General features: G+C 72.1%; 14 protein-coding genes and 1 pseudogene. 3 read left to right on the top strand and 12 right to left on the bottom strand.

Features of this window, described 5'->3' with window-relative positions:
• The first annotated feature begins 274 nt into the window (after positions 1-274).
• Both AB7F12_RS31165 and AB7F12_RS31160 read left to right on the top strand, forming a co-directional pair.
• On the top strand, positions 275-805 hold the full coding sequence (locus tag AB7F12_RS31165; RefSeq protein WP_428502456.1) for a hypothetical protein: 531 nt from the start codon (positions 275-277) through the stop codon (positions 803-805).
• 77 nt (positions 806-882) lie between these two features.
• On the top strand, positions 883-1,143 hold the full coding sequence (locus AB7F12_RS31160) for a hypothetical protein (protein ID WP_428502455.1): 261 nt from the start codon (positions 883-885) through the stop codon (positions 1,141-1,143).
• Between the two features lie 332 nt (positions 1,144-1,475).
• Here the strand turns inward: AB7F12_RS31160 and AB7F12_RS31155 are convergent, their stop codons facing one another.
• On the bottom strand, positions 1,476-1,976 hold the full coding sequence (locus AB7F12_RS31155) for an NEW3 domain-containing protein (protein WP_428502454.1): 501 nt from the start codon (positions 1,974-1,976) through the stop codon (positions 1,476-1,478).
• A gap of 388 nt (positions 1,977-2,364) precedes the next feature.
• The gene (locus AB7F12_RS31150) at positions 2,365-2,727 is read right to left on the bottom strand and encodes a hypothetical protein (protein WP_428502453.1); all 363 of its coding nucleotides are present in this window, start codon (positions 2,725-2,727) and stop codon (positions 2,365-2,367) included.
• Between the two features lie 752 nt (positions 2,728-3,479).
• Between AB7F12_RS31150 and AB7F12_RS31145 the strand changes: the two genes are divergently transcribed.
• Complete coding sequence (locus AB7F12_RS31145) at positions 3,480-3,857, top strand: DUF488 domain-containing protein (RefSeq protein WP_428502452.1); 378 nt, start codon at positions 3,480-3,482, stop codon at positions 3,855-3,857.
• 116 nt (positions 3,858-3,973) lie between these two features.
• On the opposite strand, the gene AB7F12_RS31140 is transcribed toward AB7F12_RS31145, so the two are convergent.
• The 10 genes and pseudogenes from AB7F12_RS31140 to AB7F12_RS31095 form a co-directional block, all read right to left on the bottom strand.
• Positions 3,974-5,131 carry a PucR family transcriptional regulator gene (locus AB7F12_RS31140; RefSeq protein ID WP_428517122.1) on the bottom strand — a complete coding sequence of 386 codons (1,158 nt, stop codon included), beginning with the start codon at positions 5,129-5,131 and terminating at the stop codon, positions 3,974-3,976.
• A 231-nt stretch (positions 5,132-5,362) separates the two neighbouring features.
• Positions 5,363-5,617: a DUF3040 domain-containing protein gene (locus AB7F12_RS31135; RefSeq protein WP_428502450.1), complete on the bottom strand. Its 255-nt coding sequence runs from the start codon at positions 5,615-5,617 to the stop codon at positions 5,363-5,365.
• Positions 5,618-5,862: 245 nt separating this feature from the next.
• On the bottom strand, positions 5,863-7,536 hold the full coding sequence (ctaD, locus tag AB7F12_RS31130) for an aa3-type cytochrome oxidase subunit I (protein ID WP_428517120.1): 1,674 nt from the start codon (positions 7,534-7,536) through the stop codon (positions 5,863-5,865).
• Positions 7,537-7,607: 71 nt separating this feature from the next.
• A complete protein-coding gene (locus tag AB7F12_RS31125; protein WP_428502708.1) occupies positions 7,608-7,898 on the bottom strand; it encodes a DUF3040 domain-containing protein in 291 nt (96 codons plus the stop codon).
• A 652-nt stretch (positions 7,899-8,550) separates the two neighbouring features.
• On the bottom strand, positions 8,551-9,156 hold the full coding sequence (locus tag AB7F12_RS31120; protein ID WP_428502709.1) for a hypothetical protein: 606 nt from the start codon (positions 9,154-9,156) through the stop codon (positions 8,551-8,553).
• Between the two features lie 200 nt (positions 9,157-9,356).
• Positions 9,357-10,282, bottom strand: a pseudogene (locus tag AB7F12_RS31115) (MIP/aquaporin family protein).
• A 197-nt stretch (positions 10,283-10,479) separates the two neighbouring features.
• Complete coding sequence (locus AB7F12_RS31110; protein WP_428502710.1) at positions 10,480-10,986, bottom strand: hypothetical protein; 507 nt, start codon at positions 10,984-10,986, stop codon at positions 10,480-10,482.
• Positions 10,987-11,061: 75 nt separating this feature from the next.
• Positions 11,062-11,823: an enoyl-CoA hydratase/isomerase family protein gene (locus AB7F12_RS31105; protein ID WP_428502711.1), complete on the bottom strand. Its 762-nt coding sequence runs from the start codon at positions 11,821-11,823 to the stop codon at positions 11,062-11,064.
• Complete coding sequence (locus AB7F12_RS31100) at positions 11,820-12,863, bottom strand: acyl-CoA dehydrogenase family protein (protein ID WP_428517118.1); 1,044 nt, start codon at positions 12,861-12,863, stop codon at positions 11,820-11,822. The genes AB7F12_RS31105 and AB7F12_RS31100 overlap by 4 nt, the downstream gene beginning before the upstream one ends.
• The coding region (locus AB7F12_RS31095) for an acyl-CoA dehydrogenase family protein (protein WP_428517116.1) at positions 12,860-13,957 on the bottom strand (1,098 nt) is incomplete at its 5' end. The genes AB7F12_RS31095 and AB7F12_RS31100, both read right to left, overlap by 4 nt.

The following is a 13,957-nucleotide window of genomic DNA, read 5'->3' as shown; positions in this document are numbered from 1 at the left end:
CAGGCGCACCACAGCCTGCCCCGCTCGGGCCGGTCCGACGCCGGGACTCGGGGAGGGACTCACATCGATCGACGGCAAGCGGCTGGGGCTTGCGTTCCGCTTCTTACGTTGATCAAGGGCGCTGCGCGTCGCTGCGCGACCGGACTTCGTCCGGCCCTTGACCGCGAGCCTCGCCGGCCGCGCTGGGTCGCCCCAAGGGGCGGCGGGGGAACAGCTCCCCGCCACCCCTTCGGGGTTCCCGGGCCGACAGGCCCCTCCTGATCTGGAGGCCGACATGGGCAAGAAGCAGCAGACCATCACCACCACCGACAAGACCACCGCCGAGGAGAACGCCGGACGCGGACTGTCCTCGGTGTGCACGCTGGCGGCGCGGGTCGCAGGGTTCGTCCCGACCCGGGTCGACATGCGCTTCGCCGGAACCCCCGAACAGCAGCTCGGAATCACCCTGGGCACCGTCCTGGTCTACGTGAACATGCACCGCACCGCGGCGACGATCGCCGACAAGTGGGCCGCCGCCGCTCCGCTGGCCCGGGGTCTGTCCCATGCCCTGCCCCAGGGGCGCCGCGACGCGACCGTAACTGCGGGGCCGTGGCTGCTCTCGGCGATGGTGCGCTTCGCGGGGACCCCGGCGGTGACCGCGTCGATGCTGACTCCGCAGCCGGGTCGGGATGTGCCGCCGTTGCTGCGGATGCAGGTCGGCCCGGTGACCTGGGAGCTGGCCGACGCCGTCGCCTACACCTCGATGCTGAACGCGTGGCGAATCGCCGAGGACCTGCTGGCCTGTGGAAAGACCCCGACCGAGTAGGTCTGTACGACCACGGTTGTGGATGGTCGGGCCCGGCTGCTGGTGCAGCCGGGCCCCTCTGCGTCACCCTCGGGTCCATGGAGCATTGGCGCGTGGGCGTGCTGCGGTCGGGTGCGGAGAACGTGGCCTGGACCGACCAGGGAGAAGGCCAGGATTGGGACTCCGCCCGCGACGCCGCGGTCGCCGCGCTGCACGCGCGGGTCCTGGCCGAGGGGCGCGGAGAGTTCCGGGTCCAGGTCGCGGAGAACGAGGCGTATGTGTTCCCCGGCGAGACGGTCGACGGTGAGCTCGAGCTGACCGGGCTCGGCGACGTGCTGCCCCAGCGCTACAGCCGCTGAGACGGGGGAACGGACGCCTGCGGAGGCCTCAACCGCCCGGCGATCGGGGCGGCCGCAGGGGCCCGGACCTTGCCCGCGCCCGAGCGGTGCGGTGCGGTGCGGTGAGGCAGGGCACGGCGCAGCCGTTGCCGGCCGTCGGAACCGGTCGCGATTGGCCCCGGCCGCTCGTAGATTCGGCCGGCTGCGCCGAGGTCCTGCTGCTCGCGGCGCCGGTGGAGCGCGGCCCGGCCAGGGTCGAGCAGCTCCCGGGGCCCCCGTAGCCCCCACTGAACCCGAGGCGGTTCAGACTGACGAGTGACCGCCGTGACGGTGCGCTGACCTGGGTCGCCGTATCAGGTGGCCGAGACGATGCGCCCCGCGATGGTCCCGGCGGCGGCTGTGGAGTCCGCGGTCACGGACAGCTGGATGCTCGCGGACTGGCCGGGGTAGATGGTCACGGCGGAGCTGAAGGGCTGGGTGATGGACCAGCCGGCGGGGGTCTTCTCCGACACCCAGCGCGAGGAGGTGAGTGCTACCTGGCCGGTGTTCTCGAGCCGGATGGTGACGGTGCAGTTGCCGGGAAGAACCTCGGGGGTCTTGCCCTCGACGAGTGTGCGTGACACCAGCGGGTTGATGGTCACGCTGGAGCCGTCGGCGGTGATGTTGGAGCAGTCCGCGGAGGACTTGGTGCCGGTGGCACTCGCGACTCGGGCCGAGGCGGTGGAGTCGATGAAGCCGGTCGTGCCACTGATGACAGTGGTGAGGACGACGATCGCGAAGGCGATCCCGCCAGCGAGCAGGAAGCCGAGGGGGACACCCACGAGAACGGCGGTGCGACGGCTGATCTTCTTCACGGTTCCTTCTCCTGCGGTTCGCGCCACCACGGCGGTGACGCCTGAGGAGACGATCGAGGCCTGCCGTCCGTTAACGTCGATCATCATTACTGATGACCGACGGTGCGAGGACTTGTGGCGTCGGATGTGCATCAAGCGTGGTGCGAACTAGCGTCGAACCGCTGAGATTCCTGCACCTCCTGCACTGGCGAACGTTGCTGTTGTTGCAGGTCAGAGGCCTGCGTGGGAAGTCACGGCTGCCTTCCAAACTGGCTACGCGGGTTCGATTCCCGTCGCCCGCTCCAGACCTCGCCGGCCGAGGTGTCCACCGCAGCGCCCCCGGGTCCACGCGGGCACCGGCCCGGTGAGGACGACCCGGTACGACCACGTCATGGCCGTCGGTCGCCGGTCACCCCATTCGTCCGAGCTGGATCGACGGCGTGAACGGGGTCGCCGCCCGGGACGGGACCACGGCCCGCCGCCGACGGGCGTCCGACGACGGCCGGGTGCGTTCAGGGCTGGCGCCGCTGCACCGGGGCACGGGCAGCGAGGAACGTCGCACGAGATGTCGTGCGAGTTCGACCGCGGCGCGGCGCACCGTTGTCGGGATCGACGGCCGGTCGGCCTCCAGTGCGCGGCTGACGGCGATCAGCAGCCGATCCATCGGTGGGCCGAGGTCCTCTCCGTCGGGGCTGGCCTCGCCCGCTCGGAGCAGCAGCGCCGCCTCCCGGCACACCAGTACATCGTCGACTCGGGTGGCAATCTCCGTCACGTCGTGCGACAACACGCGCCTCCTGATCGGTGACAACGGACCTCCGGAACGGGGACGATCGGACGTCCGTCCGGGCATCCACCCGCTGTCCTGCCGGGCGTGCTCCGCAGCGCGGGCCGACGTCGTCGGAAGTCCGAGGCCGGTGGTGGGCCCTGGCCACCACCGTGTCCCCGACAACCACTGTGCCCGTGCCGACGCGGTGGTGGCAGGGCACGCCCTCACGAACTTCACCGCCCCAGCTTGCCGACCGTCGGCAGTGTGTGGTGGCTGGACAGCGCGGCCACCTCCGATGGGTCGGCGGGACGTTCCTCGAGTTCCGGCAGGTGCCGCGCGTGGGTCGACCTCGCCTGCGCATCGACGAGGAAGGGAGCGGTGCTGCCCGACCTCGGCAGTGCAGCTGTGGTGAACGTGTCCGGTCGCACCGGTTCCGGGAGCTCGCCCGTCGGCGCACCGTGGAAGCCGGACAGGGCGCCACCCGAGGCAGTTGTCGTCGCCGGCGCGGTCGTCGTCCGTCGCCCGGGCCGGCTGGTGCGGTGGGCCCTCGGAGCTCCCGCCGCCGCGTCGGCGGCCGGACCTGGTGCCGGATGGCCGTCCGCGTGCCGGCCCGCCGTCCCGGACGGGTCGCCGGGGCTGCCCGGGCCGCGACAGCTGTTCTCCGTGCGGTCCTGACAAGGTGGGGCGACGGAGAGCGGTGTGCGGCCGGTGCCGTCGGCGGGCCCGGCCGCCGGCGTCGAGGAGGAGAGGGCGCGACGATGTCAGGGCTGCCGTGCATACGGGCGGGACGGGTGTACGACCCACGGTCGGCGGGGGACGGCGCCCGGATACTGGTCGACCGCCTGTGGCCTCGTGGTCTCACGACGTCGCGGGCCGATCTGGACGGATGGTGCCGACAGGTCGCCCCGTCGGCGGCGCTACGTTCCTGGTACGGCCACGTTCCGGCCCGGTTCGCCGAGTTCGGACGTCGGTACCGCACCGAGCTCCGCGAGCCCGAGGGGGCCGCGGCGCTGCAGCGTCTGCGTGACCTGGCGCAGCAGGCGCCGTTGAGCCTGCTCACCGCGACCCGGGCGGTCGAGATCAGCCAGGCAGCCGTGCTGGCGGACCTCCTCGCCGAGGAACCCGACGACGGCTGAGGCCGGACGGCTGCCGGTGTCGGGGCCGAGGCGGCGGCCGGAGCAGGGCGGCGGCCGGGACGACCCCGGGCCGGCCCGAGACCGCGGCACCGGTTCCCGTCCGGCGGTCGACCGGCTCAGGGTGACGTCGTCAGGTCCTTGTCCGGCCAGCCGAGCAGTCTGGCGCCGAGGACCGCGGCATGGATCGCGAAGCGCTGTGCGGGATCGGTGGGGTCGTGGCCGGTGAGCGTCTTGACCCGGTCGAGGCGATAGGTGACGGCGCGGACGGAGAGGTGCAGACGACGCGCGGTTTCGGTGGCGACGCCCCCGCTGGTGAAGTAGGTGTCGAGGGTGGCGAGGAGCGGTTCGGCCCCGCCCCGGGCCTGGGCCAGGGCACCGAGGACGTCCTGGACGAGATCGGCGATGGCGGGTTGGTCCCGCAGCAGCACGCGGTAGATCAGCAGCTGCTCGGCCTGGATGACGGGGGCGTCCAGGTGGAGGCGCACCGCCAGGGCCAGCCCCTCGCGAGCCTCCTCGTACGAACGGGGAATTCCATACGAGCCCGGATAGGGCCGGCCCACGGTGACCCGCCATGGACGGCCCCGCGGTGCGCGGCTCAGCACGGCGTGCAGGAACTCGCCGAGCTCGGACCGCGGCGTCGCCGATCCCCCGGTGTCGACGGGGGCCACGACGACGATCCACCCGTCCTTGGTCGCGACCAGGACGTCGCGGTCACCGAAGTGATCCACCACGGCGTGTTCCACGGAGCTGATCACCGGGTCGACCTCGTTCAGCCGCCCGGTGGGGGCGGCCAACGCCACCTGGTGGGCGCGTGCCATGTCCAGCCCGAACGGCTCGGCCCGTTCCACGAGGCGTCCCACGTCCGCGTCACCGCGGAGCAGGTCGTCGATGAACTCGCGCCGCAGCGTCTCCTCCCAGCGCACCATCTCGCGGCGCACCTCGTTGTGTCCGTCGGCCAGCCGCGCGACCGCGGCGTCGATCACGTGCAGCACGGCTGCGGCCGCCTCGCGCACAGCTGCACTGTTGCGCGAGCGGATCACCATCGGGAGCTCCGCCCACAGCCGTTTGGCTGCCGAGAGGTAGAGCTGCACGGCGTTGCCTGCGGACACGCCGAGCTCGGCTGCCCGCCGGCCGAGCGCTTCCACCGCGTCGAGCTCGAACGGGGCGGGTCTGCGTCCGGTGGTGGCGGCCTCGGCGAGCAGCGTCAGGTAGTCCCCGAGAAGCTCGACCGGGACCCCGCCGGCTTCGCGGCTCGCCGCCAGAGCCACCTCCACCAGCCACGACTCATCGGCCGCAGGCGTCACGACCTGCGGACGCGGCCCCTGCTGACCCCGGTCCGTCACCACGTCGATCTCCCGTTTCGGTCGAGGGTAGTGCGGCGGGTCGACCTGACCAAGCACGCTCAGCGGACACCTGGGAGAGCACGACCTCGCCCGGCGGGGTGTCGCGGGCGGGGTGGCGGTCAGGACTCCGAGGTCTCGGGGCGCGTGGATGGCGGCCCGCGGTCACCCGCCGGTGCCCGTGGTGCCGTCGGCGCCCCGGTCCCGGTGCGGGCCGATCGAGCGGGGCCTCGGGCCCATCCGCAGGACGAGGCTGAGCGCCAGTCCGGCGATCGCGGTGGCGAGGTCGGTGCCCCAGCTGTGGTCGGCGGCTCTGATGCGGGGCGGCGGGACGCCGAAGGCACGTACGAGCGCCGGGTCCTCGATCAGGAGCCGGCGTTCGATCCCGGCGAGCACTGTCTCGTCGTGGTCGCTGAGCACCTCACACCTCCGTCGTGTCCGCTCGATCGCCGCACGGGGGAATGCCTGGGCCGGCGCGACTCATCGCGTGTCGGACGGTGTCGGTGGTGGGAGCCGCCTGGTCGTGTCGGATGCCACGTTCCTGTCCCGGGGCGGGCGCAGGGTGGCGGCCGGTCCGGTCCGGGGCCGGTGGGGCGGACGCAGGCGCAGCTGCCCACCCTCGTTCTCCCAGACCAGCTCTGCTTCGGGTATCGGGTCGACGTTCGTCACGGGCGCTCCTCCGGGTAGTGCTGCACCGTCGCCGCCGCAGCCTCCGACACGGCGATCCGGCCGGACCGCCTGCCGCCGCCGCCATGAGCTTCCCGCCGGAACCGCTCGACGAGGTGCGGGTAGTGCAGCTCGAACGCCGGACGCTCCGAACGGATCCGGGGCAGCTCGGTGAAGTTGTGCCGCGGCGGCGGGCACGACGTCGCCCACTCCAACGAGTTACCGAAACCCCACGGGTCGTCCACCGTCACCACCCGCCCGTACCGGTAGGACCGGAACACGTTCCAGATGAACGGCAGGACGGAGGCCCCCAGGACGAACGCGCCGATCGAGGAGACCGTGTTCACCGTGGTGAACCCGTCGGTGGGCAGGTAGTCGACGTAGCGCCGCGGCATGCCCTCGTTGCCCAGCCAGTGCTGCACCAGGAACGTGGTGTGGAAGCCGACGAACGTCAGCCAGAAATGCACCTTGCCCAGCGTCTCGTCCATCATCCGGCCGGTCATCTTCGGGAACCAGAAGTAGATGCCGGAGTAGGTCGCGAACACGATCGTGCCGAACAGCACGTAGTGGAAGTGCGCCACGACAAAGTACGAATCGGTGACGTGGAAGTTCAGCGGGGGCGAGGCGAGCAGGACGCCGGTCATCCCGCCGAACAGGAAGGTGGCGCCGAAGCCGATCGCGAACAGCATCGGCGTCTCGAACGTGAGTTTGCCCCGCCACATCGTGCCGATCCAGTTGACGAACTTGATCCCGGTCGGCACCGCGATCAGGAAGCTGGTGATGGAGAAGAACGCGAGCAGCACTGCGCCGGTCGCGAACATGTGGTGCGCCCAGACGGCCGCGGACAGCACGGCGATCGTCAGGGTCGCGAAGATCATTCCCTTGTAGCCGAACAAGGGTTTGCGGCTGAAGACAGGGATCACCTCGGTCACGATCCCGAAGAACGGCAGCGCGACGATGTAGACCTCGGGATGGCCGAAGAACCAGAACAGGTGCTGCCACAGGATCGCGCCGCCGTTGGCGGGGTCGAATACGTGGGCACCGAGGTGCCGGTCGGCCAACAGCCCGAACAGGGCAGCGGTGAGCACGGGGAACGCGATGAGGACCAGGATCGCCGTCACGAATATGTTCCACGTGAAGATCGGCATCCGGAACATCGTCATGCCGGGCGCGCGCATGCAGACGATCGTGGTGATGAAGTTGACGCCACCGAGGATCGTGCCCAGACCGGCCACGATGAGCCCGGTGATCCACAAATCCTGGCCGACCCCCGGTGAATGGAGGGCTTCTGAGAGCGGCGCATACGCGGTCCATCCGGAGTCGGGTGCCCCGCCCGGGGTGAGGAAGGACGACAGGACGATGAGGCCGCCGAACAGGAACAGCCAGTAGGAGAAGGCGTTCAGCCGCGGGAACGCGACGTCGGGGGCACCGATCTGCAGCGGCACGATGTAGTTGGCGAACCCGAACAGGATCGGCGTCGCGTACAGCAGCAGCATGATCGTGCCGTGCATCGTGAACAGCTGGTCGTACTGCTCCGGGGACAGGAACTGCATCCCCGGCACCGCGAGCTCGGCGCGCATCAGCAGCGCCATCGCACCGCCGGCCAGGAAGAACCCGAACGACGTGACCATGTACAGGATCGCGATGTCCTTGGGGTCCGTCGTCCGCATCATCTTCAGCAGCGTGGATCCCTTGACCGACCGTCGCGCCGGGTGCGGGGGTCGACGGACCGGCACACGGACGGTCACTGCGGATGCCCGTCCCGGCCGTCCTTCCGGTGGTGGGAGTCCCGCCAGGCCCACCAGACCAGCCAGATACCGACGGCGAAGGCCACCGCGCCGCCGGGCGAACCGGCTCCCAGCGTGAGCGAGCAGAGGATGACGGTGAGCGTGATCGCAACGATCGTGGAGCCGGGGGAGCGGGTGCGGTCCAGCCGCTGCACGCGGCTTGTGAACGATCGCACGAACTGCGGGTCCTCGGCCATGAACTGGTGCTCGAGTGCGTGCAACTGCTGCTGCTCGTGGTCTCCGAGCACGACGCACCTCCTCGACGGGTACCGCGAGCCGCGGCGCCTCGGTGGCCGCGGACGTGGTCCCGGTTCGACGTGGCCGCGTGTCGCGACGTGAGTCCGACGGCCGGGCCCCACGGTTGGCGTCCGGCCATCTCCCACGTTGCCCCCGCGCCGAACCCCGGGCAACGGTGCGACCGGCCAAATTCGGCGGGTGATATTGCCGGGGCCCGGCAGAGTGGCAGGGTGGCGGCAGCGTCGACGTCGCGTCGGGAACGTGCGCCTCGCCCCGCGAGCTGCTCCGGGCGGGCCGCGTCACCCGACGGACGGGTGTGGGTGCGGACGACGGGTGCGCCCGCATCGCCGGGTCCTGCGGTGTCGAGGTCATTGTGCACGAACTGGGTGTGTGGGCGACGCCGACGAGGGGTTGTGGGACGTCAGGCGTCCATGCTCGTTCGGGCGCGACGCCTGTGGTGCCGGACCGGGACGGACGCCGGGCGCTGCCCGGTCCGGCACGACCGGCGCCCGTCGTCGGGCCGCCGCTGACGCTGCCGAGGCCCGGCAACGGCGCGCAGCAGCGCGGCTTGCGCGGACGACGCCGCGTGCCGTGCCCGTCCCCGATCTCGGTGAGGCGCTCGGGAGGGGCTGGAGCGTGCTCGGTCCGGCCGAGCCCGGTCGGTCAGGCGGAGGCCGCGGCGTCGCGGACCACCGCGTACGTCTCGACCTGTGGGAACGTCATCCCGGCCTGCGCGGACGCCGCGTCGTAGAGCTCACCGACGATCTCGTCCGCGGCCGCTGCGCCGAGCTCGTCGTCCCAGCACGTCACGAACACGCCCCCGCCCGAGAGGTGGTCGAGGAGCAGTTCGGCGCTGCAGAACCCCGGGAGGGAGCTGACCGCGGGCACGACCTGCGATCGGACGAAGGCGATCCCGTCGTCCGTCCGGGCGGGTTCGACCTGCGTGTGCGCCAGCCGCACGACCCCGCCGGCCGGCGGGACGGACCGGTGTTCGCCGAGCACGACGGCGTAGCGTTCGACGACGAGGGTGCCGCCGGCGGCCTCGGCCGCGCCCGCACGCGCGTGGGTCAACGACGCCTCGGAGTCGTGGGACGGCTCGTCCCAGTAGGACGTCGCGACGATCACCCCCGCGGACCGGTCCACGACGGTGGTGAGTCCGCGGTTTCCGGCGGCCGCCTCGACCAGACCCCGGTCGGCGCCCTCGATGTGGGTGACTCCGGCGTCGACCTTGGCCTGCTCACCGAAGATGATGTTGACGCGCGCAAACATGTGCGCTCCTTCCTGTGGTACGCCTCTGCGCTGGGACGACCACCCTCATCGTCCTGCGCGCCGCGCCGCGGCGGTGACTTCCCGGGCCGTCGCAGTTATGACCTCCGTCACTGGTTCCCGTGCCCGCAAGTTCGGCGCGCCACCCGCAACCGCCGCGACCGCGCGGCGGGCTGCAGCCCGCCGCGCCGACCCGCCGGCGGTCACGCCCGCTCGTCCGTCGAGGTGCGGCCGACCTCGGGCGTGGGCTCCCGCTCCTCCGGCGGCCGGGCGAGCCGCGCGGCGAGGACACCGCCGATCAGGAGGTCGTACACGCAGATCCCGATCATGCCCCCGATCAGCGGGCCGACGATCGGGATCCACCAGTAGTCGTCGAACCACGCCCCGGCTCCGGGGAACGCGAGGTCTCCCCATCCCGCGAGCCAGGTGAACACCCGCGGCCCGAGATCACGTGCCGGATTGATGGCGTATCCGGCGTTGGTACCGATACTGAGCCCGATCGCTACGACGACCAGGCCGATCAGGAAGGGCGCCAGGTTCGACAGCGGGGACTGGTTGCGGCTGTCGATCAGCGCGGCGATGAGGGCGACCAGGATCGCCGTCCCGACGACCTGGTCGAGCAGCGGACCCCACCAGCTTCCGTTGAAGTACTCCGCCGGGAAGGTGGCGAAGATGGCGAACGTGGGGAGGGACTGGCTGCGGGCCGCGGTGTTGTTGTCGGAGATGAAGGCGTTGATCGCGGGGGCGTACAGCGCGTGGACCAGCGCTGCGGCGGCGAACGCCCCGACGACCTGGGCGGCCCAGTAGGGCGCCACCTTGCGCCAGGGGAAACCGCGCCGGACGGCGAGGGCGAGGGTGACGGCGGGGTTGAGGTGCGCACCGCTCACCCCGCCGGCGACGTAGACACCGAAGACGACCGCCAGCCCCCAGCCGAAGGCGATGATCAGCCAGTTGCCGGCGTCGAACGGTGTCTCCTGCCTGCCGGACCCGGGGAGCCCGCGACCGCGACCGCGACCGATCCGCACCCGAGAACGATGAGGACGAACGTTCCGAGGAACTCGGACAGGAGTTCTCCACCGGTTCCCGCGCGCAGCGCGCCTCTCCTGTCACCGCCACGCAGCGCTCCCATTGCCAGGCCTCCTCGGGCAGCCGGCTTCCTGTGCGCAGCGCCCCCGAGGGTCCCGCCGGGAGCGCGTTCGGGCAACCCCGGGCCGGCGGAGTGGTCGCGCGGCCCCCGCCGGGGGAGCGCGCCTGCCCGGCGCGCGCAGGGCAGGTCCGGGCAGAACAGGTCCGGGCAGAACAGTTCGGGCAGGGCAGGTCCGCGGATCAGCCCGCGACGCGGTCGGCGTGGCGCAGCCGCGCCGGGTCGACGTCGAGTTGGGTGAGCATCGAGTACAGGTCCCAGAGGACGCGATGGCTGGTGATGCGGGTGCTGATGTCACCCAGGTGGGTCGTGTGCTTGAACGCGGATAGGGAGACGGCGCGGACCTCGACGTGGCGGCCCGTCGCCGGGACGCCGGGCAGCAGCCAGGGCAGCGACCGGTCGTGGGTGAACGACACGACGTCCTCCTGGACGACGCGGCGCTGGTCGGCGGTGCGGGTGGCGCGCTGGAACGTGAGCCCGGCGGGCAGGTGGGGGAGCACGTCGTCGGCGAGGAAGGCACGTAGGCCGTCGGGGCCTGCGCCGGTGTCCATCGGGGAGTGGCTGAGGGTGCAGTCGGCACCGGCGGCGGCCATGGCGGCGTCGACGTCGTGGTCGACGAACACCGCCTGGTGGAAGGCGTCCCTGATGTTCTCGACCCGCCAGATGAGCTGCTGGATTGCGACGGTCACCCTTCGTCCCCCGATCGTCGTCGTCGACGGGTCCAGGCTAACTCCGGGTCGCTGGACCGCTCGGCGGCGAATTGATCAGCGTCCGAGAAAAACGGGTGTCTCACGGGCGAGATTCGCGGCGATCCCGATCGCGCAGTCCTCGGTGGCCCACAGCCGTGCCTGCTCGGTGAGCTCGCGTTCGGTGGCGCGGGCGACCTGGTCGGCGAGGTCGCCGCGCATCGTCTCCTTCATGGAACGGACGGTGAGCGGTGCCGACGCCGCGATCTCCTTCGCGAACCCGAGCGCGGCGGGGAGGGGGTCGGTGCCGTCGGCGAGGCGGTCGGCCAGGCCGAGGCGGACGGCCTCGGTGCCGTCGACCTTGCGCGCGGTGTAGAGCAGCTCGGTGGCGAGCTGGGACCCGACGAGCCGGGGCAGGGTGACGCTGAGCCCGAAGCCCTGGTGGAAGCCGAGGGCGGCGAAGTTGGCGTGGAAGCGGGCGCCGGCGACGGTGACGCGGAAGTCGGCGGACAGGGCGAGCCCGAGCCCGCCGCCGACGGCGGCGCCCTGCACGGCGGCGACGACGGGCATCGGTACCCGGAACAGCCGGACGGCCTCGGTGTAGAGGCGCCGGGAGCTGTCGACGCGGTCGGCGGCCGGCCCGCCCGAGCCGAAGTTCGCCCCGGCGCAGAAGTGCCGGCCCTCGGAGGCGAGCACGGCGGCGCGGCAGCCGGTGGCGCCCAGCTCGTCGAGGGCGTCGGCGAGGTCGTGGATGAGGTCGTAGTCGAAGAAGTTGGCGGGCGGGCGGTGGATCGTCACGACGGCGATGTCGCCGGTGCGGTCGGTGCTGACGTCGGTCATGAGGCGGGCTCCAGGAGCAGCGGTGCGGGGTCCGTGATCAGGTGGGCGAGCGAGTCGGCCCGCGCGGCGGTCCGGCCCAGCTCCGCGGCCAGGACGGCGCCGGAACCGTGCTCGGCCCGCCACGCCATGAGCCGTCGCGTGAACTGTTGTAGCCGGTATTCCTGCGTCATGCCGATCGCGCCGTGCGCCTGATGAGCGGCGGCGATGGCGATGCTCGCGTTCTCGGAGGCGACGAGCTTCGCGGCGGCGGCCTCGAATGCCGCCTCGTGGTCGGAGAGCGCGAGCGCGGCCCGTTCGACGACGTGCATCGACGTCGTCGCGGCCTGCGCGAGCAGGACGACGTGCTGGGCGACGGCCTGGAACCTGCCGATGGGGCGGCCGAACTGTTCGCGCTGCCCGACGTAGGCGTGGGTGAGCGCGAACGCGGCCTCGGTGGCGCCGGCGAGCTGCGCGGCCCGCCCGAGCGTCGCGCGCACCAGTACGGACTCCCGGGAGACGTCGCACTTCAGCGCGGGCGCCCCGGAGAAGGTGAGGTCGTCGCGCGGCATCCCGGCGAGGTCGGTGCGTTCCCGGACCTCGGCCCCGGAGACGTCGAGCACGACCACACCGCCCGGGACGACCGCGACGACCTGCGACGCCGACCGTCCCCAGCCCACGCGGTGCAGCGTCCCGTGCCCCCGCCCGTCGACGATCTCCAGCGAGTCCCGGTCCGTGCCGGTCGTGAACGCGAGAGGAGAACCGTCGACAGGACGCCCCGCCTCGGTCAGGACCCACCCGGCCAACCACGACTCCAGCATCGGCAGCGGCACCGCGTGCCGCCCGGACCCGACGAGCACGGCGACGGCGTCGAGCAGGGAACCGCCCGCGCCGCCGAGCGACTCGGGCAGCCCCACGCGGGGCAGCCCGATCTCGTCGGCACCCGCCCACATCGCGGCGGGGAAGCCGGTCCGCTCCGCCGCCTCGACGGCGGCGGCGTCGGACTCGGACCCGAAGAAGTCGTCGACGAGCGCGACGAGGTCGGGATCGAAACCAGCACTCATCGCGTGGCCAGGCCCTTCATGATCACGGTCCGCAGGATCTCGTTGGTGCCGCCGCGGATGGTCCACGACGGCGCGGTGAGGACGGCGCGGGCGAGCAGCGCCTCGTAGGGGTCGTCGGAGTCGAGCTCGGGGGTGCGGCCGAGGTGACGCACGACGATCGCGAGGCACTCCTGCTCGAAGCGGGTGGCCATCTCCTTGACCAGGGCGGCCTCGACGCTGGGGGAGAGGCCCTGGTCGACCATGCGCGCCACCGACAGCGACAGCCCGCGGAACGCCCACAGCTTCGCGGTGATGGCGCCGAGGTCCTGCTCGGCGGCCGGGCCGGCGTGGCGGGCCCAGTGCACGAGGTAGGCCATGAGCGACATCCACCGGTCGACGCCGCCTCGTTCGAGCGCCAGCTCGCCGGTGTTCTGCGACCAGCCCGCGCCGACCTCGCCGAGGCGGCGGTCGTCGGGGACGTGGACGTCGTCGAAGCGGAGCTCGCAGAAGTGCCGGGTGCCGTCGACGAACGGGATGGGGGACACGGTCAGCCCGGGCGTGTCGCGGTCGACGATGAACTGGGTGAGGCCACCGTGGCGGTCCTCGGAGGTGCGGACGAGCGCGAGGATGTGGGTGGCCCCGGCCGCGCCGGAGGTCCACGTCTTGAGCCCGTTGATACGCCAGCCGTCGCCGTCGGGGACGGCCTTGGTGCGCACGGCGGCGAGGTCCGATCCGGCCTCGGGCTCGCTCATCCCGATGGAGAACGACAGCTCGCCGCGGGCGATGCCGGGCAGGAACTCCTTCTTCTGCTGCTCGGTGCCGTTGGCGGCGATGTTGGGGCCGGACTGGCGGTCGGCGACCCAGTGGTGGCCGACGGGTGCGCCGCGGGCCAGCAGTTCCTCGACGACGACGAGCCGTTCGACGGCGGTGCGCCCGCCACCGCCGTACTCGGTGGGCAGCGACATGCCGAGCCAGCCGCGGGAGCCGAGGTCGCGGGAGAAGTCGGGGTCGCGTTCGCCGGTCATGCCCAGGCCGAGCGGGTAGGTGCCGGGTGGGAGCCGTTCGTCGAGGTAGCTGCGGACCTCGGCCTGCAGGGCGAGCTCGTCGTCGGTGAG

This window comes from Pseudonocardia sp., assembly GCF_050250275.1.
Taxonomy (GTDB): Bacteria; Actinomycetota; Actinomycetes; order Mycobacteriales; family Pseudonocardiaceae; genus Pseudonocardia.
The sequence above is the reverse complement of the archived record's forward strand: the minus strand, read 5'-3'. Positions and strand labels throughout refer to the sequence as shown.

Bases quoted from the DNA above. Each gene is read 5' to 3' on its own strand.
- AB7F12_RS31100 (WP_428517118.1), bottom strand. From the start codon at position 12,863: ATGAGTGCTGGTTTCGATCCCGACCTCGTCGCGCTCGTCGACGACTTC.
- AB7F12_RS31165 (WP_428502456.1), top strand. From the start codon at position 275: ATGGGCAAGAAGCAGCAGACCATCACCACCACCGACAAGACCACCGCC.
- AB7F12_RS31160 (WP_428502455.1), top strand. From the start codon at position 883: ATGGAGCATTGGCGCGTGGGCGTGCTGCGGTCGGGTGCGGAGAACGTG.
- ctaD (WP_428517120.1), bottom strand. From the start codon at position 7,536: ATGATGCGGACGACGGACCCCAAGGACATCGCGATCCTGTACATGGTC.
- AB7F12_RS31105 (WP_428502711.1), bottom strand. From the start codon at position 11,823: ATGACCGACGTCAGCACCGACCGCACCGGCGACATCGCCGTCGTGACG.
- AB7F12_RS31145 (WP_428502452.1), top strand. From the start codon at position 3,480: ATGTCAGGGCTGCCGTGCATACGGGCGGGACGGGTGTACGACCCACGG.
- AB7F12_RS31120 (WP_428502709.1), bottom strand. From the start codon at position 9,156: ATGTTTGCGCGCGTCAACATCATCTTCGGTGAGCAGGCCAAGGTCGAC.